The sequence below is a fragment of the Albidovulum marisflavi genome (assembly GCF_025751435.1).
GTDB classification, from domain to species: Bacteria; Pseudomonadota; Alphaproteobacteria; order Rhodobacterales; family Rhodobacteraceae; genus Albidovulum; species Albidovulum marisflavi.
The window spans coordinates 144,724-166,761 of record NZ_JAOWKY010000002.1 but is presented as its reverse complement, the minus strand read 5'-3'; the positions used below and the strand labels follow the sequence as shown (position 1 = coordinate 166,761).

19 protein-coding genes are annotated in these 22,038 nt (G+C 64.2%); 6 read left to right on the top strand and 13 right to left on the bottom strand.

The annotated features are described in order from the left end of the window. Positions 1–518: 518 nt before the first annotated feature. Entirely contained in the window at positions 519–1,754 is a 1,236-nt protein-coding gene (locus OEW28_RS09695; RefSeq protein WP_263734561.1) for an aromatic ring-hydroxylating oxygenase subunit alpha, read from the top strand. Between the two features lie 13 nt (positions 1,755–1,767). Beyond that, positions 1,768–2,832 (top strand): FAD-binding oxidoreductase, encoded by a 1,065-nt coding sequence (locus tag OEW28_RS09690; RefSeq protein WP_263734959.1) that lies wholly within the window; start codon positions 1,768–1,770, stop codon positions 2,830–2,832. Between the two features lie 60 nt (positions 2,833–2,892). Here the strand turns inward: OEW28_RS09690 and OEW28_RS09685 are convergent, their stop codons facing one another. Beyond that, the gene (locus tag OEW28_RS09685; protein ID WP_263734560.1) at positions 2,893–4,929 is read right to left on the bottom strand and encodes an NADH:flavin oxidoreductase; all 2,037 of its coding nucleotides are present in this window, start codon (positions 4,927–4,929) and stop codon (positions 2,893–2,895) included. A 116-nt stretch (positions 4,930–5,045) separates the two neighbouring features. Between OEW28_RS09685 and OEW28_RS09680 the strand changes: the two genes are divergently transcribed. Together OEW28_RS09680 and OEW28_RS09675 are read left to right on the top strand one after the other, a co-directional pair. Then, on the top strand, positions 5,046–5,699 hold the full coding sequence (locus OEW28_RS09680; protein WP_412174794.1) for a TetR/AcrR family transcriptional regulator: 654 nt from the start codon (positions 5,046–5,048) through the stop codon (positions 5,697–5,699). A 184-nt stretch (positions 5,700–5,883) separates the two neighbouring features. Further along, entirely contained in the window at positions 5,884–6,069 is a 186-nt protein-coding gene (locus OEW28_RS09675; protein WP_263734559.1) for a hypothetical protein, read from the top strand. Here the strand turns inward: OEW28_RS09675 and OEW28_RS09670 are convergent. The 10 genes from OEW28_RS09670 to chvE form a co-directional block, all read right to left on the bottom strand. Next, positions 6,050–6,907 (bottom strand): SMP-30/gluconolactonase/LRE family protein, encoded by an 858-nt coding sequence (locus OEW28_RS09670; protein ID WP_263734558.1) that lies wholly within the window; start codon positions 6,905–6,907, stop codon positions 6,050–6,052. The genes OEW28_RS09675 and OEW28_RS09670 overlap by 20 nt on opposite strands. A gap of 1 nt (position 6,908) precedes the next feature. Beyond that, a complete protein-coding gene (locus OEW28_RS09665) occupies positions 6,909–7,520 on the bottom strand; it encodes a 2-dehydro-3-deoxy-6-phosphogalactonate aldolase (protein ID WP_263734557.1) in 612 nt (203 codons plus the stop codon). 2 nt (positions 7,521–7,522) lie between these two features. Then, positions 7,523–8,422, bottom strand: a complete 900-nt coding sequence (locus OEW28_RS09660; protein ID WP_263734556.1) for a 2-dehydro-3-deoxygalactonokinase — start codon at positions 8,420–8,422, stop codon at positions 7,523–7,525. A 1-nt stretch (position 8,423) separates the two neighbouring features. Further along, a complete protein-coding gene (locus OEW28_RS09655) occupies positions 8,424–9,938 on the bottom strand; it encodes an aldehyde dehydrogenase (NADP(+)) (protein ID WP_263734555.1) in 1,515 nt (504 codons plus the stop codon). Between the two features lie 8 nt (positions 9,939–9,946). Next, a complete protein-coding gene (locus tag OEW28_RS09650) occupies positions 9,947–10,864 on the bottom strand; it encodes a dihydrodipicolinate synthase family protein (RefSeq protein ID WP_263734554.1) in 918 nt (305 codons plus the stop codon). Between the two features lie 18 nt (positions 10,865–10,882). Further along, positions 10,883–11,812, bottom strand: a complete 930-nt coding sequence (locus OEW28_RS09645) for a Gfo/Idh/MocA family protein (protein ID WP_263734553.1) — start codon at positions 11,810–11,812, stop codon at positions 10,883–10,885. Next, positions 11,812–13,557: an L-arabinonate dehydratase gene (araD, locus tag OEW28_RS09640; protein ID WP_263734552.1), complete on the bottom strand. Its 1,746-nt coding sequence runs from the start codon at positions 13,555–13,557 to the stop codon at positions 11,812–11,814. The genes OEW28_RS09645 and araD overlap by 1 nt, the downstream gene beginning before the upstream one ends. Before the next feature lie 25 nt (positions 13,558–13,582). Next, positions 13,583–14,815 carry a multiple monosaccharide ABC transporter permease gene (mmsB, locus tag OEW28_RS09635; protein ID WP_263734957.1) on the bottom strand — a complete coding sequence of 411 codons (1,233 nt, stop codon included), beginning with the start codon at positions 14,813–14,815 and terminating at the stop codon, positions 13,583–13,585. 25 nt (positions 14,816–14,840) lie between these two features. Continuing rightward, positions 14,841–16,364, bottom strand: coding sequence for a multiple monosaccharide ABC transporter ATP-binding protein (mmsA, locus tag OEW28_RS09630; RefSeq protein ID WP_263734551.1), 1,524 nt, complete (start codon positions 16,362–16,364; stop codon positions 14,841–14,843). Positions 16,365–16,437: 73 nt separating this feature from the next. Beyond that, positions 16,438–17,490, bottom strand: coding sequence for a multiple monosaccharide ABC transporter substrate-binding protein (gene chvE / locus OEW28_RS09625; RefSeq protein ID WP_263734550.1), 1,053 nt, complete (start codon positions 17,488–17,490; stop codon positions 16,438–16,440). A 170-nt stretch (positions 17,491–17,660) separates the two neighbouring features. On the opposite strand from chvE, the gene OEW28_RS09620 reads away from it, so the two are divergent. Continuing rightward, the gene (locus OEW28_RS09620; RefSeq protein WP_263734549.1) at positions 17,661–18,578 is read left to right on the top strand and encodes a LysR family transcriptional regulator; all 918 of its coding nucleotides are present in this window, start codon (positions 17,661–17,663) and stop codon (positions 18,576–18,578) included. A gap of 77 nt (positions 18,579–18,655) precedes the next feature. On the opposite strand, the gene OEW28_RS09615 is transcribed toward OEW28_RS09620, so the two are convergent. Further along, a complete protein-coding gene (locus OEW28_RS09615) occupies positions 18,656–20,650 on the bottom strand; it encodes an oxidoreductase (RefSeq protein ID WP_263734548.1) in 1,995 nt (664 codons plus the stop codon). Between the two features lie 143 nt (positions 20,651–20,793). Here OEW28_RS09615 and OEW28_RS09610 point away from each other — a divergent pair, with 143 nt between their 5' ends. Then, positions 20,794–21,090 carry a helix-turn-helix domain-containing protein gene (locus tag OEW28_RS09610; protein WP_263734547.1) on the top strand — a complete coding sequence of 99 codons (297 nt, stop codon included), beginning with the start codon at positions 20,794–20,796 and terminating at the stop codon, positions 21,088–21,090. A 413-nt stretch (positions 21,091–21,503) separates the two neighbouring features. On the opposite strand, the gene OEW28_RS09605 is transcribed toward OEW28_RS09610, so the two are convergent. Next, entirely contained in the window at positions 21,504–22,028 is a 525-nt protein-coding gene (locus tag OEW28_RS09605; RefSeq protein ID WP_263734546.1) for a hypothetical protein, read from the bottom strand. Positions 22,029–22,038 lie beyond the last annotated feature (10 nt).

Genomic DNA, 22,038 nt, shown 5'->3' with positions numbered 1-22,038 from the left:
TCAAGGGTCCGTCGTGCTTTGCGTCGGTTCGGCGCGGGGCAGGCCTTGCAGGGGCGGGCGAAGGAGAACGGGATGGATGCCGGGACGGACCATGTGGATGATACGGCAGCACATCAAGAGAAACGAACCAGTGAGCTGCGAGGATGTCGGCACGCCGGTCTTCTGTCGGGGCCACACCCTGCTTGTTCGGGTAGAGCGATTGGTCCGGAAACGGGGGATCGAACGCCGCGTGGTCGGTGACTGCCGTGTGCCCTCGAACCGCAGAACATGCCGTGCTTGAGGGCTTGGGGCCGGGCGTGCCCTCTGACGGCCTGCGCCTGGCAAACCGAGGACGCAGGGCGCGCCTTTGGCTGCGGTGAGCGGCCTCGCACCCCGCGCCGTCGTCACGGCAAGGCCGTTTGCCGCGCCGCGTGTCATTTTTCGCCATTAATGAGGCGGAATCTGGCCTCCGAATGGCATCAGTCGAAGGCATTGTCCCGGACAGATTCACATGCCCCTCTAGTGCAAGGCCGCCTATCATGATGTCAAACTCCGAGGTCCTCTCGCTCCTCCTCTCCCGGCGCCCGTGGCACTCGTTGCCGCAAGCCTTCTACCGCGATGCCGGTGCCTATGAAGCCGACTTGGCGAATATCTGGTACAAGGACTGGATCTATGCCGTCGCGGGCCCCGAACTGCCCAAGACCGGCAGCTATGTCACCGTACAGATCGGCACCTATTCCGTGATCGTCGTGCGTGGCTCTGACGGTGTCGCGCGGGCGTTCCACAACTCGTGCCGTCACCGCGGCAGCCGGATCTGTTCGGCCGAAAAGGGCACCGCCGCCAAGCTCGTCTGCCCCTATCACCAGTGGACCTACGAACTGGACGGCCGTCTGCTGTGGGCCCGCGAAATGGGCCCGGACTTCAAGCCCGCCGATCACGGTCTGGGTTCGGTCCACTGCCGCGAGATCCAAGGCATGATCTTCATCTGCCTGGGCAAGGACGCGCCCGACACCTCGGCTCTCGAGGCTCAGGCCGCGCGCTATCTCGCGCCGCATGATCTGTCCAACCTCAAGGTCGCGCACCAGTCCAAGATCATCGAAAAGGCGAACTGGAAGCTGGTGCTTGAAAACAACCGGGAATGCTACCACTGCGGCGGCAACCACCCGGCGCTTTGCGTGACCTTCCCGGACGATCCCAACATGGTCGGCGCCGACGATTCAACCTCGTCCAACATCGGCAAGGCGCATGTGGAACGGTGTGAGGCCGCCGGTCTGCCTTCGAAATACGTGATCGACCCGTCCGAACAGTGGCGCTTTGTCCGGATCCCGTTCCTGGGCGAGGGCGTCAGCTACACGATGGACGGCAAGGCCGCAGTATCCAAGCGCGTCGGCACCGTGCCCTTCGACAACGCCGGGTCGTGCCTCTACTTCCACTACCCGAACACCTGGAATCACTTCCTGTCGGACCAGGTTCTGACTTTCCGCGTGATGCCGCTTGGCCCCGAGGAAACCGAAGTCACGACCACCTGGATGGTGCACAAGGATGCGGTGGAAGGGGTCGACTACGACCTGAAACGCCTGACCGAGGTCTGGATCGCCACCAACGACGAAGACCGCCGCATCGTCGAGGAGAACCAGAAGGGCATCAACACCCCGGCCTATGTGCCCGGCCCCTACAGCCAGGTTGAGGAAAGCGGCGTGAACCAGTTCGTCGACTGGTACTGCCGCACCCTGCAGAACCGGCTTGTTGGCCGCACTGCCGTCGCTGCGGAGTGATCCGATGATCCCTATGCCCCGCGAAGACACGCCGGTCTGGACAGACAGCGAGCCTCTGGAATGCGTGATGGTCATTCCCGAAGCGCCGGACGTGAAGACCTTCTCCTTCCGGCCGCCTTCGGGCGCGACCTTCGTCTACCGCGCAGGCCAGTTCATCACGCTGGACCTGCCGGTGCCGGGCGGAAACATTCAGCGTACCTACACCATCTCGTCTTCCCCGGTTTCCAGCGCCTACATCACGGTCACGGTGAAGGCGCAGCCGGGGTCGGTCGCCACGCGCTGGATGATCGACCATCTCAAGCCCGGCATGCGGATCAAGGCCTATGGCCCCGCGGGCCTGTTCCATCTGCCGCGCCAGCCGGATGGCAAGTACCTGTTCATCTCGGCCGGATCGGGCGTCACGCCGATGATGTCGATGGCGACGACGCTTTTCGAACGGGGCGAAGATCCGAACATCTGCTTCATCCAGTGCGCGAACCGGCCGGTCGAACTGATCTTCCGCCGCAAGCTTGAGTTCATGGCGGGCCGGATAAGCGGCCTTCAGCTGCATTTCGTCGTCCAGAACAGCGATCCCTACGAGGTCTGGACCGGGTATCGCGGCACCTTCAACCAGCTGATGCTGGGCCTGATGTGCCAGGACTATCTGGAGCGCGACGTCTACTGCTGCGGGCCCGAGGGCTTCATGACGGCGGTGCGCGAGATCCTGATCTCGCTCGGCTACGACATGGGCCGCTACCACCAGGAATCCTTCGCCGCGCCTGCCGAGACGGTCGAGGACATCACCGTCTTCGACGACTTCGTCCCCGCCGACGAGGTGCGCGCCGAGATCCGCTTCGCCCGCGCGGGTATCTCGGTCGACTGCTCCGAGACGGACACCGTGCTTCAGGTCGCCAAGGGATCGGGCCTGCCGGTGCCTTCGGGCTGCAATTTCGGGATCTGCGGGACCTGCAAGGTCAAGAAAATCTCTGGCGAGGTCCTCATGGTGCACAACGGCGGTATCAGCGAGGAAGATATCGAGGCGGGCTATATCCTGGCCTGCTGCTCGAAGCCGATCGGAACGGTGGAGGTCGACGCCTGAGGGCAGCGATTTCCGTTCGGAAGTGAAAGCCCGGCGTGGTTCCCACGCCGGGCTTTTTCGTCAGACGTGGCGTACGAGGCGGATCGCGTCGTAGATCGCGGCATGCGTGTTGCGCGCCGAGACCGCGTCGCCGATCCGGAACAGCTGGTAGGTGCCTTTCGGGTTCCGTGTGACGGTCTGCGGTTCGCCCGCGACCAGCGCTTCGTAGTCCACCTCGCCCTGGTTGACCGAACCGTCGCGCAAGTCGAAGTAGAGATCGTCAAGCGGCCGCGTGCCGTGGTTGACGATGACCTGGTCCACGCGACGTTCCCGGCTGACCCCGCCGTAGTCGCTGCCGAGGGTCGCGATCAACTCGTTGCCGTCGCGGCGCACCGCGTCGAGCTTCCAGGTGACCGTGAAGGTCACGTCACGCTTTTGCAGTTCGCGCATCGATGGGGTCAGCGACATGGCCATGACCTCGGGCACGAAGGTCCGGTCGCGGGTCATGATCTCGACCTTGGCGCCGGTCGCTGCGATCTTTTCGGCCGCCTGAAGGGCAGGGTAGTCGCCGGCGTCGTCGTAGATCAGGACATTGGAGCCGGGCTGGGCGTCGCCCGCAAGAATGTCCCAGGTCGACACGACAAGTGCGTTGCCATCTCCCAGGATCTCGGTGTGCGGCAGGCCGCCGGTCGCCACGATCACGACGTCGGGCTTTTCGGCGACGACCATGTCGGCATCGGCGAAGCTGTTGAAGTGGAAGGTCACGCCGAGGCGCGTGCATTCCTCGAACCGCCACTGGATCAGCTGGATCATCTCGGCGCGGCGTGGGGTCTGCGCCGTCAGGCGCACCTGGCCACCCGGATCGTTCGCGGCTTCGTGCACGATCACCTCGTGCCCGCGTTCGGCCGCCACGCGGGCAGCCTCCAGCCCTGCCGGGCCCGCGCCGATGATGACCACGCGCTTGCGGGTCTCGGCCTTGGCGATGTCGTGCGGCTGCTCCAGTTCGCGCCCGGTCGAGGGGTTGTGCAGGCAGAGCGCCATGCCGCCCTGGTAGATCCGGTCAAGGCAGTAGTTCGCGCCGACACAGGGGCGGATGCGCTCTTCCTCGCCGCGCATGATCTTGGCGATGATGTGCGGATCGGCCATATGCGCGCGGGTCATGCCGACCATGTCCAGCTTGCCCGACGCGATCGCATGGCGCGCCGTGGCCACGTCCTGGATCTTGGCGGCGTGGAATGTAGGGAACTTGGTCGCCGCCCGAACTTCGCCCGCGAAATCAAGGTGGGGCGCGCTGCGCATGCCCTGCACCGGGATCACGTCGGTCAGCGCCGCGTCGGTGTCGATATGGCCCTTGATGACGTTCAGGAAGTCGACCATCCCGCTGTCCTTGAGCCGGCGGGAAATCTCGATCCCGTCTTCCTTGGTCAGGCCGCCCGGCATGTCTTCATCCGCGGTATAGCGGATGCCCACGATGAACTCGGACCCGACCCGGTCGCGGATCGCCTTGAGCGTATCGAAGGTGAAGCGCAGGCGGTTGTCCAGGCTGCCGCCATAGGGACCTTCCAGAGAGTTGGTCAGCGGCGACCAGAACTGGTCCATCAGGTGGCCATAGGCCTGCAGTTCGATCCCGTCGAGCCCGGCGTCCCTCATCCGCTCGGCGGCGTCGGCATAGTCCTCGATGATGCGCGCGATGTCCCAATCCTCGGCCTTCTTCGGAAACGCCTTGTGCGAGGGTTCGCGTTCGTGGCTGGGCGAGACGACCGGCAGCCAGTCCGCCTTGTCCCAGCGGGTGCGGCGGCCAAGGTGCGTCAGCTGGATCATCACGGCGCAGCCGTGGTCGTGGCATTCGTCGGTCAGCTTCTTCATCCAGCCCACGACCTCGTCCTTCCAGGCGAGGATATTGTTGAAGACGGGCGGGCTGTCGCGCGCGACCGACGCCGAACCAGCGGTCATCGTCATGGCGACGCCAGCGCGCGCGCGCTCGACGTGATAGGCGCGGTAGCGGTCCTTGGGCATGCCATCTTCCGGGTAGGCCGGTTCGTGGCTGGTGATGATCATCCGGTTCTTAAGCGTCAGGTGTTTCAGCTGATATGGCTGCAGGAGCGGATCATTGGACATCGGGGCCTCCCTTTGGTGCTGCCGCAAAATCCAAAAAATGTTCACATATGTCAAGATTAAGTTCACATGCGTCAATTCCTGTTTGACGCCGGGTGGTCGTGCGGTATTGTCGGGCCATGGATCAGATGCGGCAAGATGATGAGGACAGGAAACCCTCGGGCTGGCGCGGCTCGCGCGAGGGGTGGCTTGAGGCCGCGAAGGCCGCGTTCCTGGAAAGCGGGATCGAAGCGGTCAAGATTCAGCCCCTGGCCAACCATCTGAACTTGTCCAGGACCAGTTTCTACTGGTTTTTCAAGGACCGAGCGGCAATTCTTGATGCATTGCTTGAAGACTGGGATCAGACCAATACCGGGGCCTTGGTCGCGGCTTGCGACGCCTATGCCGAAACGATCGCCGAGGCGGTGCTGAACGTGATTGGCGTCTTTCTTGACGAGAGCCGTTTTCAGCCGCGTCTGGATTTCGCGATCCGGGGCTGGGCACATCAGTCCGATGCCGTCATGGCCCGCGTTGCCGCAGCGGATGAACGGCGGCTGGCGGCGATCCGCGCGATGTTCGAACGGTTCGGCTACGGCGCCGAGGACGCCGATGTGCGTGCGCGAACCGTCTATCTGGTCCAGATCGGCTACATCTCGATGCAGGTCAGGGAAAGCGTCGCGACGCGCATGGCGCGCATTCCGGCCTATGTCAAAACCTACTCGGGCCAGGCGCCGACGGACCGCGAGTTCGCCCGGTTCCAGGCAAGCCTGGGCTTCGACCCCGACCGGGATTGACGCCCGGAGCGGCCCCGGTCCGCCATTCCCGACGGCCGTATGGCGGCGTCTGTGACACGGCGCGCGCGCTGTCGCTGATGGCGGGGCAACCGGCCCCGATCTGGCGACTGGCCGACCCCGTCCCTATGCGCTTCGACGTGACCGATGTAACCCCCTTCTACGACAGCCTTTGAGAGTGGACGAAATGATCACAACCGATATCCGCATCGCCCTGATCGCCGCCGGCCCGCGAGAGATCGGCGGCCCGCGCCAGATGATGAAGGCCGCCCCGATCGCCAAGGCGTCAGGGCTCAGGATATGCATCCATTTTCGTCGCGCGGGCGGGTTTCTGTTCCAGACCACGCAGGCTGTCAGGCCTGGTGGACGATGACGCGCGGCTCGTCGCGCCCCCTGAAGGGAACGTCGATGGCATAGACCAGTCCCTGGGCGGAATCCGGTTGATCCATCCCCTCCTGCGCGGTCGTGGCGAACAGCGTGCCCAGACCAGGGCCGCCGAAGGCCGGGCAGGAACAATGACGTCCGGGCACCTCGAACGCGCGGTCGAAGGTTCCGTCGGGGCGATAGCGCGCCACCCGTCCGGCGCCCCACTGTGCATTCCACAGGCAGCCTTCCGCGTCGACGACCGCCCCATCCGGGTTCAGTCCCTCGTCCCGCAGATCGGCGAACACCTCCGGCGCCGCCCTGGGCCATCCTTCGGCGTCAAGGGCCTGGCGACGGATCGTGCGAGAACGCGTGCATGCGAAATAGGCATAGGCACCATCGGGAGAAAAGCAGATGGCGTTTGGGATCGTCAGCCCTGCGTGAAGCTGACGCAACTCTCCCTTGAAGTAACGATAGATCGCCCCTTGTTCGGGTTCGGCGCGCTTGCCCATCGTTCCGATCCAGAATCCGCCGTAAGGGTCCGCGCGGCCGTCGTTGGACCGCGTGTCGGGACGGTCCGCCTCCAGCGTCTTGACCGGCGTCCGCGCGCCGGTCGCGATGTCAAAGCGCCAAAGCCCCGTTTCCGAAGCGATCAGAAGCGTCTTGTCGTCGATGATGCCCGCGGCAGAATGGCATTCGTCGAACTGCCAGTCACGCGGCCCATCGGGCCCTCGCGCCAGAAGCCGCTTGTTGATGATGTCGAACCAGAACAGCGTTCGAAGGCCGGAATGCCAGATCGGCCCCTCGCCAAGATAACAGCTGCGGTCGTCGAAAACCCGAACGTTCATGTCATTGCCCCCCGGAACTTGCGTCGAACGCCGCAACAACCGCCTGCGCCTTCTTGCGGACGCCTGCCGCCGTGTCGCCCGGCCGATACAGCGCGGTTCCGATCCCGAAGCCGCTTGCCCCCGCCGCCATCCACTGGACGAAATTGTCCGGTGCTGCCCCGCCCACGGCAAGGACCTCGGTCGCGGTGGGCAGCACGGCGCGAAGGGCCCGCAGGCCATCGGGTCCGATCAGGGATCCGGGAAAAAGCTTAAGCCCGCTCGCACCGGCGTCGAGGGCTGCGAAACATTCCGTCGGTGTCATCACGCCAGGATAGGATCTCATTCCCGCCGAACGTGTCGCGCGGATGACGTCGGGGTTCATGTTCGGTGAAACGACCAGCCTCGCCCCGCAGTCGTGCAGACGCGCCACCTCGTCCACGGTGAGGACCGTGCCGCCACCGATCAGCGCCACGGCTCCGAACCGACTGGCCAGCCGTTCGATCGAGGCAAAGGCGTCGGGGGAGTTCAGCGGCACCTCGATCCTCGTGATCCCGCAGTCGACAAGAGCCTCCGAGACCGCTTCGACCTCGGGCGGCGTCACCCCGCGCAGGATCGCGACTATGTTGCGTGACAATGTCAAGTCTCCTTCATCTTCGCGAAGGCTGCCCGAAGACCTTGCAGCACCATGTCGCTGCCGTCGAACATTTCAGCCGCGCAGCCCGCTTGGGCAAGTGCCGCGCGATAGCGTTCGGACAATGCCGGATCGCCGATGATCGCGATTGGGTTGGCGGACCAGAGCGGCCGCATCGCGGCCAGTTCGTGGCCGATCAGCAAGCCGGACAAGGCAGAGCGGGCGGTTCCACCCGGCAGCTCGGCAAGCAGGCTGTCCGCCCGCAGCGAAAACAGCGCCGACGTAAGGTCCTGTGGCGCCGATAGCGAGTGATGAAGCGCCCGATCGAATGCGTCGGGTCGCCATGGATCGTTCTCGGCCATCGAAAGCCGCAGGACGGACGCGCCTGACAGCAGCGCGTAAAGCTCCCCCGTCATGACGGTGCGGAAGTGTTCCACCTTGCCGCCGCGCACCCGCACCCATTTCGTATGGGTGCCCGGAAGGCACAGCACGCCGTCGAAGACCGTCCGCGCCGCCAGGAAACCGGCGATCTGGGTTTCTTCTCCGCGCATCACATCCGCAGGCTCGGCCTGCGACAATCCGGGCAGGATGTGCACCGAAAGCCGCGGGTCGCGGGTTTCGGCGCGCACCGCGCCGGCGGTGCCCGGGGCGCAGGGGACCGGAAGATAGGGCGCCTCGCGCCAGCCGGAGCGGGCCCCGGCCATTCCGCAGATCAGCACATCGGCTGATCCGGCCGCCGCGACCAGATCGCCTGCCAGGTCAAGAAAGGCTGTCTCGAACTCCGATGGGGAAAGCTTGCCCATCCCCCTGCCAGACCGCCTGTGGATCATCGCGGCTCCGTCGGGCGCCAGTGTCCACAGCCGCAAGGTGGTGGTGCCCCAATCGACGGCGACCCGCAGCGTCATGTCACGCCAGGTCCTGCGGCAGGATGGCCTCGGGGATGTTCTGGTAGCAGACGGGGCGCAGGAAGCGGCGGATCGACAGAGTGCCGACCGACGTCGCGCCAAAGTTGGTCGAGGCGGGATAGGGGCCGCCATGAACCATGCTGTCGCAGACCTCAACTCCCGTGGGAAAGCCGTTCGCAAGCACGCGGCCCGCCTTGCGTTCCAGCACCGGCATCAAGCGGCGCGCAAGCGTCACGTCACCGTCGTCCATATGCAGCGTCGCGGTCAACTGGCCGGCGAAGCTGTGCGCAACCGTCAGCATCGCCTCCGTATCCTCTGCGACGACAACAAGACCGAGCGGGCCGAACACCTCTTCGGACAGCGCGTGATTGCCCAGCCAGTCGCGCGCCTGGACCTTGAACAGGAACGGCTTTGCCTGGCGCCTGTCGCACATCGAGGTCAGAAGATCCTGCACGCCTGCCGCGCCGCCCACACGTTCGGAGCCGCGGGCATAAGCTGCGGCGATCCCGTCGCTCAGCATGACCTGCGGACCGGTTTGCGAGAGCGCGGCGCGGGTGGCCTCGATGAAGCCATCGGCCGCTTGCCCGCCGATCACCACGGCGATGCCGGGGTTCGTGCAGAACTGGCCGGCCCCCATGGTCAGGGAGGCGGCCCAACCCTTGCCAAGGGCACCGCCCCGCCGCACAAGCGCATCGGGTAACATGAACATCGGGTTGACCGAGCCAAGTTCGCCGAAGAAGGGGATCGGCTCGGGCCGCGATGCGCACAGGTCAAACAGCGCCCTTCCGCCAGCAAGCGAGCCGGTGAAACCCACGGCCTTGATCAATGGGTGCCGCACCAGCGCCTGCCCGACGTCGCGGTTACCGCCCTGGACAAGCGAAAACACGCCCTGCGGCATTCCGGTGCTCTGAATCGCGGCATGGATCGCCTCGGCCACGATCTCGCCGGTGCCGGGATGCGCGCCATGACCCTTGACAACGACCGGGCAGCCCGCAGCAAGGGCCGCCGCCGCGTCACCGCCCGCGGTCGAGAAGGCAAGCGGGAAGTTCGACGCGCCAAAGACCGCCACGGGGCCGATCGGGCGTTGCATCATGCGCAGATCGGGCCGGGGCAGGGGCTGGCGGTCGGGCAGGGCCGCGTCATGGCGGCGGTCAAGATAGTCGCCCTTCAGGATATGCTTGGCGAACAGGCGAAGCTGGCTGGTGGTGCGCCCGCGCTCGCCCTGAAGACGGGCTTCAGGCAGACCGGTTTCCTGGCTGCCGATCCGGGTGATCGCCTCGGCGCGGGCCTCGATCTCATCCGCGATGGCGTCAAGGAACGCGGCGCGGTCTTCGCGCGTCGAATAGCCGTAGGACCAGAACGCCTGTTCCGCGGCCTCGCAGGCGCGATCGACCAGCTGGGGCGTGCCAACGGAAAATGCATGCGCCGGGCCGTACGCCGGTTCGGAAGCAAAGCGGGTTTCGGTGCCGACCCATTCGCCTGCGATCAGGTGCTTGCCGTGCGGGGTGAACGTCATCATGGGCTTCACTTGCCCCACTTGAGGGCGATCACGTCGAGTTCCCGGCAAAGCTCCAGCAGCCGGGCCTTGGTCCGCTCGCTCATCGGCTGAAGCGGCGCGCGGACATGGTCTGACCTGATCACGCCGCCCTCCATCATCACGGTCTTTGCCGCGCGAAGTCCGCATTGCCGGTTTTCATGGTTGATCAGCGGCAGGCAGAGCCGCCACTGGTCAAGCGCTGCATCGACGTTTCCGGCGCGATACTCGGTCAGGATCGGCCGGATCTTTTCCGGCTGGAGGGCAGAGGTCATGGTGCCCGTGCAGCCTGCGTCAAGGTCCGCCAGCAGCGTCACGGCCTCTTCGCCGTCGAAGGGGCCCACGATATGTTCTCCGCCTTGTTCGATCAGCGCGGCAAGCTTGTCGGCGGCAAAAGGCATCTCCATCTTGAAGTAGGAGACGTTCGCGATCTCCCTTGCCATGCGCACCAGGAGTGGAACGGACAACGTGACCCCCGAGAGCGGCGCATCCTGCACCATGATCGGGATATTGATCGCGTCCGACACCGCCTTGAACTGGCCGAAGATGGCATGTTCCGGTGGGACCAGGCCGACGCCGTGGTAGGGCGGCATCATCATCACCATCGCGGCGCCAAGCGACTCCGCCTCGACGGCGCGCCTGACCGCGATCTGGGTGGCGAAATGCGAAATCGTCACGATAACGGGCACCCGCCCCGCGACATGTTCCAGCGAAAGGCGGGTCAGGGTTGCGCGCTCCTCGTCAGACAGGACGAACTGTTCCGAGTAGTTGGCAAGAACGCAGATGGCGTCGACGCCCTGGTCGATCATGCAGTCGAGGATGCGCTTCATGCCCTCTTCATCCACGCGACCGTCGTCGAAGAACGGCGTCGGGGCGACGGGAAGGATACCTGTTAGGGGCTGTTTCATGTCGTGGCTGCTTTCGGTTTATTCGATGAACGGGGCGACGCTGTTGCGCCGGCCAAGCGCCAGCGCGTCGCAGACGTGGATCATCGGGCGCAGGTCCATGTCGATGCCGCCCGTGGACAGCAGCCGGGCCATCCTCGCGTAAAGACGGGGATACTCGCCGGCCAGAGGGTTTTCGTCCTTCACCGCGTCCTCGACCCCGTCGATCTGGATGCGCGCACCGCCGTCCAGAAGCGTCAGGGTGCCCTGGTCTGTCACCGCCTCGATCGTCCAGATCTGTTCGCCTTCCTGCCGCCAGTCGAAGATGGCGCCGACCCTGGCGCCCTGCGGGTGGTAGAAGCTCAACTCGGCGCCGATGGGGGTCTGCCGGTTGGCCGGGACGTCCAGCGTCGCTTCGGTCAGGTGGATATCGTCGGGCAGGATCTCGGTCACGATGGACAGCGCGTTGATGCCGGGGTCGAACACACCCATGCCGCCCGGCTCCCAGATCCAGTCCTGACCGGGATGCCAGCGCCGGACGTCCTCTTTCCAGGTCACCTGCAATGAGGTCAGGCGCTTGTCGGCCAGCCATGCCTTGGCCAGGGCGACCTTGTCCGCCTCGCGCGAATGCCAGGTTGCGAAAAGGCAGACCTTGTGCTCTTTCGCGAGCTTGATAAGCGCGTGGCATTCCGCCAGCGTCGCACCCGGCGGTTTCTCAAGCATGACGTGCCGGCCAGCCCGGATGGCCTTGGCCGCAGCTTCGAACCGCGGAACAGGCGGCAGGCACAAGGAAACAACCCTGATGTCGTCGCGCGCGGCAAGCAGTTCTGCTATTTCGGTGAAGCTTTCGACACCTTCGACGCGGCCGTGTCGGGACACCGTCGCCGCCAGCGAAAAGTCGGGCGAGGCCGCGATCGCCGGGACGTGCTGGTCGATCGCGATCTTTCCGATGCCGATGAGTGCGATATCCATCAATGGCTGTCCTTTCCGACCGGATTTCCGCGGCACCCTTTCAGAAAGCCGAGATCCGCGCCGGTGTCCGCGCCTTCGACATGCTGTTGGTGCAGCCAGGCGTAGCCGCTGGTCGGCTGGTCCGGCAGCGGGGTCCACTTGGCAAGGCGCGCGGCCAGTTCCTCGTCGGAAATGTCGAGGTGAAGCCTCCGGTTCTTGACGTCAAGTTCGATGATGTCGCCGTTCTGAACGACGGCCAGCGGACCGCCGGCGGCGGCCTCGGGCGAGGTGTGCAGAACCACCGTGCCATAGGCGGTGCCGGACATGCGCGCATCCGAGATGCGAACCATGTCGGTGATGCCCTTTTGCAGGACCTTGGGCGGCAGGCCCATGTTCCCGACCTCGGCCATGCCCGGATAGCCCTTCGGACCGCAGTTCTTCATGACCATGACGCAGGTCTCGTCGATGTCGAGGTCCGGGTCCGCGATCTTGGCCTTGTAGTCGTCGATGTCCTCGAACACGACGGCGCGGCCGCGGTGCTGAAGCAGCGAGGCCGTCGCCGCCGAGGGCTTCAGCACCGCGCCCTTGGGCGCAAGATTGCCCTTCAGGACCACGATGCCGCCCGATTGGGTCAGGGCCTTGTCGGTGGGCAGGATCACGTCCTCGTTGTGGTTGATGGCGTCCTTGACCTCGTCCCAGATCGTCTGGCCGGATACAGTCAGGGCGTCCTTGTGAAGCAGGCCGCCTTCGCCAAGTCGCCTCAGCACGACGGGCAGGCCGCCGGCATAGAAGAACTCCTCCATCAGGTATTTGCCCGAAGGCATCAGGTTCACGATGGTCGGCACGTCGCGCCCGCAGCGGTCCCAGTCCTCCAGCGTCAGGTCGATGCCGACGCGCCCGGCCAGAGCCAGGATATGGATCACCGCGTTGGTGGACCCGCCAATGGCCGCGTTGGTGCGGATCGCGTTTTCGAAGGCCTCCTTGGTCAGGATGTCGGAGGGCTTCATGTCGTCCTTGACCATCTGCACGATGCGCCGGCCCGAGAGTTGCGCCATCACGCGGCGGCGGCTGTCGACCGCCGGGATCGCGGCATTGCCCGACAGCGCCATGCCAAGACTTTCCGCCATGGAGGCCATGGTCGAGGCGGTGCCCATCGTGTTGCAGGTGCCCGTCGAGCGCGACATGGACGCCTCGGCCTCCAGGAATTCTTCCTGCGTCATCTCACCCGCCTTCACGGCTTCCGAGAACTTCCAAAGGTGGGTGCCAGAGCCGACACGTTCGCCCCGGTAGTAGCCGTTCAGCATCGGTCCGCCTGTCACCACGATGGAGGGGATGTCGCAGGACGCCGCCGCCATCATCAGCGAGGGCGTGGTCTTGTCGCAGCCCACCATCAGAACAGCGCCGTCCATCGGTTGTCCGCGTATGGTCTCTTCGATCGCAAGGGCCGCCAGGTTGCGGAACATCATCGCGGACGGGCGGAATGTGTTTTCCGAGACCGAGAACACCGGAACCTCGACCGGGAAGCCGCCCGCCTCCCAGATGCCGGCTTTGATCTTTTCCGCCAGCTCCTTCATGTGGATGCCGTTGCAGGGCGACAGTTCCGAAAAGGTGTTGAGGATGCCGATGATCGGGCGTCCGTCGAACAGGTCATGCGGGTAGCCCTGGTTCTTCAGCCAGCCGCGATGGTAGATCGTGTCGCGTGACGTGCCGCCGTACCATTCCTGCGAACGCAGCTTGCGCGGCCAATGCGCCGGTTTGAACGCCATGGGAGTATCCTTTCCCTGCCAGCCTTCAGGCTTGCTTGTTCTTGTTGTAGACGTCGAAGAAGACAGCGGCGAGCAGCACCAACCCCTTGATCACCTGCTGGTAATCGATGCCGATGCCCATGATGGACATGCCGTTGTTCATCACGCCCATGATGAACGCGCCCACGACCGCGCCGATGATCTTGCCCGATCCGCCCGACATCGACGCGCCGCCAATGAAGACCGCCGCGATGACGTCCAGTTCAAGCGCGAAGCCGGCCTTGGGTGTCGCCGTGTTCAGGCGCGCCGCAAAGATCAACCCCGCAAGGGCGGCCAGCACGCCCATGTTGACGAAGGCAAGGAATGTCAGCCGCTCGGTCTTGATGCCGGACAGCTTGGCGGCCTTCTCGTTCCCGCCAAGCGCATAGACGCGGCGGCCGATCACCGTCTTTTCGGTAATGAAGGTGTAGATCAGGATGAGAACGCCCATCGTCACCACGACGTTCGGAAGGCCGCGGAAGGTGGACAGCTTGAACATCAGGAAGATGATCGCGGCGGCGATGATCGCCGTGCGCGCCCAGAACAGGCCGATCGGTTCGTCCGCGATGCCGTATTGCGCGTTGCGCGCGCGCTTCTTGAGGCCCATCCGGACGACCACGGCCGCGGCGATCAGGCCAAGCGCGAAGGACAGCACGTTGAAATTGCGCGTGTCGAAGGCAGAGGCGAGTGCTTCTCCGATGGAGGCGGGGAAGATTTCGGGGACGAAGCCGGTCGAAAGGATCTGGAAGCTTTTGGGGAAGGGGCCAACGGACTGACCCTCAAGAAGCCAAAGGGACAGGCCGCGGAACACCAGCATGCCGGCCAGCGTCACGATGAAAGAGGGGATGCGCCACATCGCCACGAAGTAGCCCTGCGCGGCGCCGATCGCCGCGCCGACAAGCAGGCAGAGCGCGACCGTGATGGGGATCGGAACGTCGTGGTTGACGATCAGCACGGCTGCCAGCGCGCCCACGAAGCCCATGACGGATCCGACGGAAAGGTCGATATGGCCCGACACGATGACGATCAGCATCCCGAGCGCCATGATGATGATGTAGCTGTTCTGCAGGAACAGGTTGGTGATGTTCACCGGGCGCATCAGCGTGCCGCCCGTCACGATCTGGAAGAAGACCATGATGGCGATCAGCGCGAACAGAAGGCCGAACTCGCGCATGTGAGAGGCGAGATAGCTCTTTAGCCCTTTCCTCTCCGATGCCGCGGCGCCGGCATTCGTCGCCATGTCGTTCGTGTCCGTCGTCATCCCTTTATCCCCTTTCGTCCACGATGAGCGACATGATGCGCTCCTGGCTGGCCTCGCTCGCGGAAAGCTCCCCGACAAAGGCGCCCTCGTTCATGACGTAGATCCGGTCGCACATCCCCAGAAGCTCCGGCATCTCGGACGAGATCAGGACGACCCCTTTGCCCTCGGCCGACAGTTCGTTGATGATCGCATAGATTTCGTATTTTGCGCCGACGTCGATTCCGCGGGTCGGTTCGTCCAGGATCAGGACCTCGGGCGCGGTGTTCAGCCACTTGGCGAGCACGACCTTTTGCTGGTTGCCGCCGGACAGGTTGCCGACCTTCTGGAAGACCGAAGGTGTCCGCGTGCGCAGCATGGCGCGGTACTTCTCGGCGACCTCGGTTTCCTCGTTTGCATCCAGGACCCCGTTCGAGGAGACGCTTTGCAGGTTGGAGAGCGTGGTGTTGAACCGGATCGTCTCGTCCAGGATCAGGCCAAGCCGCTTGCGGTCCTCGGTCACATAGGCCAGCCCCGACGAGATCGCCCGGTCGACGCGCGAAACGTCGGCGTCGCGCCCGTGCAGCTTGACCGTGCCCGAAATGCGGCGCCCGTAGGACCGGCCGAAAATCGACATGGCAAGCTCGGTCCGGCCGGAGCCCATCAGGCCAGCGATGCCCACGACCTCGCCCGCCCGCACGTTCATCGAGATGTTCTTGATGATCTGGCGCTCGGCATGTTCGGGATGCCAGACGTTCCAGTTTTCGACTTCCATGATGATGTCGCCGGCCCGGCGGTTGCGCTCGGGGTAGCGGTCCGACATCTCTCGTCCGACCATGTCGCGGACGATGTCGTCCTCGGACAACCCCTTCTTGGCGTCGAGCGTCGAGACCGACATGCCGTCGCGAATGACGGTCACGGTATCCGCGACGTAGCGGACCTCGTTCAGCTTGTGCGAGATGATGATGCAGGTGACGCCTTGCGACTTCAGTTCGAGCATCAGGTCAAGAAGCTTCTTCGAGTCGTTTTCCTGCAGCGCCGCCGTCGGCTCGTCCAGGATCAGAAGCTTCACGTCCTTGGACAGCGCCTTGGCGATTTCGACAAGCTGCTGCTTGCCGACGCCCAGGCTGTCGACCAGCGTCATCGGGCTTTCCTTAAGGCCGACCTTCTTCAGAAGGGCCTCGGTGCGATGGTTCGCCTCGTGCCAGTCGATGATGCCGCCGCGCGCGGTTTCATTTCCCAGAAAGATGTTTTCGGCGATCGAGAGCTGCGGAACCAGGGCAAGTTCCTGGTGGATGATGATGATGCCCCGATGTTCGCTGTCACGGATGCCGCGGAATTCCGCCAGCCGGCCTTCGTAATGGATTTCTCCATCGTAGCTGCCCACGGGATAGACGCCCGACAGAACCTTCATCAGCGTCGACTTGCCGGCACCGTTTTCGCCACAGATCGCGTGGATTTCGCCTTCCTTCACCTCCAGGTTCACTCGGTCAAGCGCCTTGACCCCCGGGAACTCCTTGGTGATGGAACGCATTTCAAGAAGCGCGGTCATGCTGGCCTCTTTGCATTGCGGGAACCGTCCGCCCAAGCTGGGACAGATGGGCGGACGGGTCTTGGGGAGTGGCTTACTGGATCTGATCCGCGGTGTAGTAGCCGGAACCGATCAGCACTTCTTCCCAGTTGGACGCGTCGACCGAGACCGGCTCGAGCAGGTAGGAGGGCACGACCTTGACGCCATTGTCATAGGTCTCGGTGTCGTTGATCTCGGGCTCGGTGCCCTCAAGAACGGCATTGACCATGCCCACGGTGACTTTCGCAAGCTCGCGGGTGTCCTTGAAGATGGTCGAATACTGCTCGCCCGCGAGGATCGACTTGATCGAGGGGACCTCGGCGTCCTGACCGGTCACGATCGGCATCTTCAGGTCGCCCGAACCATAGCCGACACCCTTGAGCGAGGACAGGATGCCGATGGACAGGCCGTCGTAGGGGGCCAGCACGCCGTGCACTTCCTTGTCGGTGTAGTTGGCCGACAGGATGTTGTCCATGCGCGCCTGCGCCACGGCGCCGTCCCAGCGAAGGGTGCCGACCTTGTCCATGCCCATCTGGCCGGACTGGATCACGACGGTGCCGTTGTCGATCAGCGGCTGCAGCACGCTCATCGCGCCGTTGTAGAAGAAATAGGCGTTGTTGTCGTCGGGCGATCCGCCGAACAGTTCGACGTTGTAGGGGCCGTCTCCGAAGCGCTCTTTCAGGCCGTTGACAAGGCTTGTGGCCTGCTGGACCCCGACTTTGAAGTTGTCGAAGGTGGCGTAATAGTCGACGTCTCCGGAGTCGCGGATCAGACGGTCATAGGCGATGACCTTGACGCCCGCTGCCGCCGCGTTTTCCAGCGCGTTCGACAGCGTCGTGCCGTCGATCGCCGCGATCACCAGCACGTCGACACCCTTGGTGATCATGTTCTCGATCTGCGAAAGCTGGTTGGGGATGTCATCCTCTGCATACTGCAGGTCGGTTTCGTATCCCGCGGCCTGCAGCTCCTTGACCATGTTGTCGCCGTCGGCGATCCAGCGTGCCGAGGACTTGGTCGGCATGGCGATGCCGACAAGACCGTCCGCGTAGGCCGCAGACGCAAAAGCAATAGCCGCGGTGGCCGCGGTCAGTATCGTCCTGATCTTCATTTTATCCTCCCGAAAGACGCGAGCCACTCCCTTGCTGCCGCATGCCCGCTCTTCTGTGTGTCCACGGACCGCAATCGGGCCGTGAGAGCGAGTTAGACGGAAAATTACATCACTGTAAAATTGGATTATGTGATAACTGCATATCACGAATGGTATACGAAAGGCCCGCAATGCGCTTCATCAGGCAGATCAAGCCAACGCATCTGCAGTTGCTGCTCAAGATTCACGAGGTCGGGCAGCTTCAGGTTGCGGCCCGCGCGCTCAACATGTCCCAGCCCGCCGCATCGCGCATCCTGAGCGAGGTCGAAAGGATGTGCGGCAGTCCGATCTTCAAGCGCACGCCGAAGGGTATGGAGACGACACAGGTCGGAGAGGCCTTCGCGCGTCACGCGCGCATCGTGCTGTCGGGGCTCGAGAGCCTGGAGAAGGAGGTGACCTCGCTTTCCAGCGGTGTCGCGGGGGACGTGCGGATCGGGTCGGTCACGGGCCCTGCCGTTGGCATCCTGTTGCCTGCGATGGCCGTGATGCGCGAGATCGCGCCGGACATCTCGCTGTCCATCGATGTTGGCCCGTCGACCGATCTTGTGCGCGGTCTGAACGAAGGCCGTTTCGACTTCATCATGGCCCGCGTGCCCGCCACGCAGGACAGCCGCGACCTGCTTGTGCACCCCGCCCGATCCGAGGCCGTTCGCCTTTTGGTGCGAGAGGGGCATCCGCTGGCGCATCGGAAGGGTGTCGGGCTTGAGGAGCTGGTGGCCTATGAATGGGTGATCCAGGAACGCGGGTCGCCAATTCGTGAAGCGGTGGAACAGGCCTTCTATGCGGCCGGGATCGCGGTGCCGCACAAGGTGATCAATTCCTCCTCGCTCTTGATGGTCGAGGCGCTTCTGGCGACATCCGATGTGATCGCGCCCCAGTCGCGTGAGGTCGCCGAGCTTCTGACTGGCCATGATTTCGGTGCGCGCCTGACGATGATCGACACGGCGACCGAATTGTCGGTGACGCCGTACTTCGTGGTGCGCGACAGGACCCGAGAACTGCCCCGCAGCGCGCAGCTTTTCTATGAGCAGGTGCTGAGAAAGCTTTGATCGGCGGGCGGCGCCCGCCGCGCCTGCCGGAGCGGCTTGCCGGGACTGCGGCGGCGGTTGCGCGATTCACCCGTGATCTACATTCCCATCGCTAGGCTGCGCGCCTCGTAGATGGCCATGCTGGCCGTTCTGGCCTGCACCGTGTCGCCGATCGCATGCACCGAAAGCTGGGTGTCCTCATGCAGTTCCCGCGTCAGGCGGTCTTCGCGTTCGTTCGTCAGCGCCATGACAAGGCTGTCGAAATCCCGCTCTTCCACGTCCCCCGTATAGAGGTTCACAATCCGCGCGGTTCGCCCGTCCCAGCTTTCAAGGGCCGAGGCCAGGATCACCTCCACGCCATACTTCGCGAAACGCTCGCGCGTCGTGTCACCCGTCAGGCTGATGTCAAGCTGGGCCGCCGCCTTCTCCGAGGCTGTGAGCGCGGTGACCATGTGCCTTTGCCGGGCAAGGTGGATCGCCGTTCCCGAGGCGGGCCACCAGCCATTGATGTCGTCAAGAAGAAGGACGTTGGTACCGGGATCCACCGAACCGTCAAGGATGTCTTGGATGGTGTGGACGTTGGGCAGGTCCGCGCCCGGCAAACGCTCCTGATGCGGGAAGGGCCGCTGGTAGCCGCTGCGCGAGGGAACGGAACCGGTACAGAGTATGACCTCGTCCGCGCCGCTTTCGCGGATGTCGTCGGCGGTCATGTCCTTGCCCAGCTCCACCTTCACTTGGAGCTTTGTCAGCTGTGTCTGAAGCCAGGTCAGATACGCCCCGATCTCGCCGCGCTCGGGCTGGCCCGAGGCAAGGCGGAATTGTCCGCCCAGTTCGCGTGTCCTTTCGACCAGCCTGACGCGGTGGCCGCGTTCCGCGGCGACGCGGGCGGCCTCCATCCCGGCGGGACCGCCACCGACCAGAAGCACGTGCTTTTGCCTTTCGGCCGGGCGGACGGTGTCGCCGTCCCATTCGTGTTCCCTGGAAACCGACGGGTTGATCAGGCAGGAAACGTAGTAGTCCCTGAGCCGGCGGCCGATGCAAATCTGGTTGCAGGAGATGCAGGGCCGGATGTCCTCGGCGCGTCCTTGGCTGGCCTTGTTCGCAAGATGGGGGTCTGCGATCTGCCCGCGCACGATCGAATCGAGGTCGGACTTGCCCGCGCTCAGAACCTCTTCCGCGTTCGAGGGGGTCTTGATGCGAGCCTCGGCGGTGACCTTGGCGTGGGAAACGACCTCCTTGATCGCGGCGGCGTCATCACGGCCCAGGAACATGCCGAAGTGGAAGCTGGGCACGATCTTGGAAAACTGGTTCAGGTAGCTGCCGGTCCCGACCGAGCAGTCGTCGACCAGGCCGCGCTGATCGAGCCAGCTCACGATTTCCTGCTTGTCTTCCAGCGACAGCCCGCCGGGGTACTTCTTGGCGCCGGAAATGGTCATGCCGATGATGAAATCCGCTCCCGCCATCTTTCGGATGCCCTCGACGATACGCACACCGAAACGCAGCCGGTTCTCAAGCGATCCGCCCCATCTGTCGGTCCTCTTGTTGGTGATCGGGGACCAGAACTGGTCGATGATGCAGTTGTAGCCGGCGAAAAGGTCCACGCCGTCGAACCCCGCGTCGCGGTCGCGTCGCGCGGCTTGAACGAAAGCCTCGATCAGTTTCTCGATCTCGGCGTCGGTCATCGCATGGCTGCCGCAGGGATCATGCATCGAGGGCAGGCCCGACGGCGACCAGTAGGGCTGCCAGCTGTTGTCCTGATCCCCGTGCCCGCCGACATGGAAGATCTGGTGGACCATGACGGTGCCGTGGTCATGGCATTCATCGGTGATCTTGCGGAAATGCGGGATCACCTCGTCGCTTTCGGCCAGGAAGTTGCCGCGGATCAAGACGCCGGTCCGATGTGCAGGCGAAGGCTCCACCACGATCATCGCCGCCCCGCCGCGTGCGCGTTCCCGGTAGTAGCCAAAGTGCCGCGGCGCCGGTATGCCCTCGTGGCTCATGTTGACGGTGCGCGCGCCGAAAACGATCCTGTTCTTCAGCGTCTTGTGGCGAAGCTGGAGTGGGAAGAACAGCGTCGGATAGGACATGGTCATCTCGCTTTCAGAAAATGGAGGGAGGGCGGGCTTGCGTTCAGGCATCTTTCCGATCGGCAAAGCCCTTGAGCACGGCAAGCAGATCGGCCTTCCTCAAGAAGGCCCGAACGTTCGATGCGGCGCCTGTTCGCCTCGCGGCGCGAATGCGGCAGCCGCGCACCGGGCTGCGTGGTGATCGACTGTGCCAGCGCGCGGATGGTCGCGTGAAACGAGCGGCCTGCGAACCGATCGGGATCCAGCGCAATGAAGGGCTGGCCGCAGCCGAGCGGCTTGCCGTGGCAAAGGAGCTGCTGGTCAGCGAAGGCGTCGCCGAGGTCAAGGTTCTGGCGATTGGTGAGCGCCTGGGCGTGTCGCGGTCAAGCTTCTACTGGTACTTCAAGAGCCGCCGCGATTTGATGCGCTGCTTGAGGATTGGGAGTCCTCCAACACCACTGCGCTGAAGCGTCACGCCGAGATGCCGGCGGATACGATCACCGGGGCGGTGTGCAACGTGTTCCGGTGTTGGGTCGATCCCGGATTTTCAATCACAAGCTCGACTTCGCGGTGCGAGAATGGGCTCGGCGTGACGGGCCGTCCGGCGCGTCATCGACCGCACGGACGCGGCCCGGATTTCGGCCTTTGCTGCAATGTTCGAGCGGTTCGGCTACAATCCCGCCGAGGCGGAGGTACGCGCGCGCATCTTCTACTTCATGCACGTGGGTTACTACGCGCTGGAACTGTCAGAGCCGCTGGAAGAGTGCCTGAAACGGGTGGAAAATACCTGCTTGGCTTCACCGGGCTTGAACCGCGCCCGGAAGAGGTCGAGGCCTTTGTCACCTATGCCCGAAAGGTAGCCGGGAACGTCTGAACGCCATTAGGAACCGATGCTTGCGCCGCAAGGCCGGCCGGTCATCGCGGATGGCGCCCGGGCCGGGGCGATCAGGTCTTGGGGCCTTCCCGATCCCACCGGCCAGCAGCATTCGTGGAAACTGATGCGCAGACTGGAAGCATCCACGCGCCTGCTCTTGGCGCGATGACTTGCGCGCAGGCGGTCGCGCATCCGCTTCGGGCCGAAACGCATCCTGGCGTGCTTTTGATGCAGCAGGCCGCCCGAGGCGAAAGCGTAATGCGGGCGATGACCGACGCGTTCACTGCCGCCAATCCGGGCGCAAGCGTGGCGATCGACTTCGTGCCATGCATCCGTGTTTTTCGCGCCCGGGTCTTCACAATCGCGTGTGCGGCTCCATATATTCAGGAAGCCATATCTGTCCCGCCTTCGTGACGGGCCGTTGATGGCCCGAAGCGGATGGCGGCAGCGCATCCTGTCACGCGCCAGTTGACGCAGTCTGGCGAGGTGCAGGAAGAAAAAGGCGGGTCGCCAAGGAATGGCCCCGAACATGTGCCAGCAT

What these genes read in the sequence shown, in the direction of transcription:
- OEW28_RS09695 (WP_263734561.1), top strand. Translation starts at nt 519, where the DNA reads ATGATGTCAAACTCCGAGGTCCTCTCGCTCCTCCTCTCCCGGCGCCCG.
- OEW28_RS09690 (WP_263734959.1), top strand. Translation starts at nt 1,768, where the DNA reads ATGCCCCGCGAAGACACGCCGGTCTGGACAGACAGCGAGCCTCTGGAA.
- OEW28_RS09685 (WP_263734560.1), bottom strand. Translation starts at nt 4,929, where the DNA reads ATGTCCAATGATCCGCTCCTGCAGCCATATCAGCTGAAACACCTGACG.
- OEW28_RS09680 (WP_412174794.1), top strand. Translation starts at nt 5,046, where the DNA reads ATGGATCAGATGCGGCAAGATGATGAGGACAGGAAACCCTCGGGCTGG.
- OEW28_RS09675 (WP_263734559.1), top strand. Translation starts at nt 5,884, where the DNA reads ATGATCACAACCGATATCCGCATCGCCCTGATCGCCGCCGGCCCGCGA.
- OEW28_RS09670 (WP_263734558.1), bottom strand. Translation starts at nt 6,907, where the DNA reads ATGAACGTTCGGGTTTTCGACGACCGCAGCTGTTATCTTGGCGAGGGG.
- OEW28_RS09660 (WP_263734556.1), bottom strand. Translation starts at nt 8,422, where the DNA reads ATGACGCTGCGGGTCGCCGTCGATTGGGGCACCACCACCTTGCGGCTG.
- OEW28_RS09655 (WP_263734555.1), bottom strand. Translation starts at nt 9,938, where the DNA reads ATGACGTTCACCCCGCACGGCAAGCACCTGATCGCAGGCGAATGGGTC.
- OEW28_RS09650 (WP_263734554.1), bottom strand. Translation starts at nt 10,864, where the DNA reads ATGAAACAGCCCCTAACAGGTATCCTTCCCGTCGCCCCGACGCCGTTC.
- OEW28_RS09645 (WP_263734553.1), bottom strand. Translation starts at nt 11,812, where the DNA reads ATGGATATCGCACTCATCGGCATCGGAAAGATCGCGATCGACCAGCAC.
- araD (WP_263734552.1), bottom strand. Translation starts at nt 13,557, where the DNA reads ATGGCGTTCAAACCGGCGCATTGGCCGCGCAAGCTGCGTTCGCAGGAA.
- mmsB (WP_263734957.1), bottom strand. Translation starts at nt 14,815, where the DNA reads ATGGCGACGAATGCCGGCGCCGCGGCATCGGAGAGGAAAGGGCTAAAG.
- mmsA (WP_263734551.1), bottom strand. Translation starts at nt 16,364, where the DNA reads ATGACCGCGCTTCTTGAAATGCGTTCCATCACCAAGGAGTTCCCGGGG.
- chvE (WP_263734550.1), bottom strand. Translation starts at nt 17,490, where the DNA reads ATGAAGATCAGGACGATACTGACCGCGGCCACCGCGGCTATTGCTTTT.
- OEW28_RS09620 (WP_263734549.1), top strand. Translation starts at nt 17,661, where the DNA reads ATGCGCTTCATCAGGCAGATCAAGCCAACGCATCTGCAGTTGCTGCTC.
- OEW28_RS09615 (WP_263734548.1), bottom strand. Translation starts at nt 20,650, where the DNA reads ATGACCATGTCCTATCCGACGCTGTTCTTCCCACTCCAGCTTCGCCAC.
- OEW28_RS09610 (WP_263734547.1), top strand. Translation starts at nt 20,794, where the DNA reads ATGCGGCAGCCGCGCACCGGGCTGCGTGGTGATCGACTGTGCCAGCGC.
- OEW28_RS09605 (WP_263734546.1), bottom strand. Translation starts at nt 22,028, where the DNA reads ATGTTCGGGGCCATTCCTTGGCGACCCGCCTTTTTCTTCCTGCACCTC.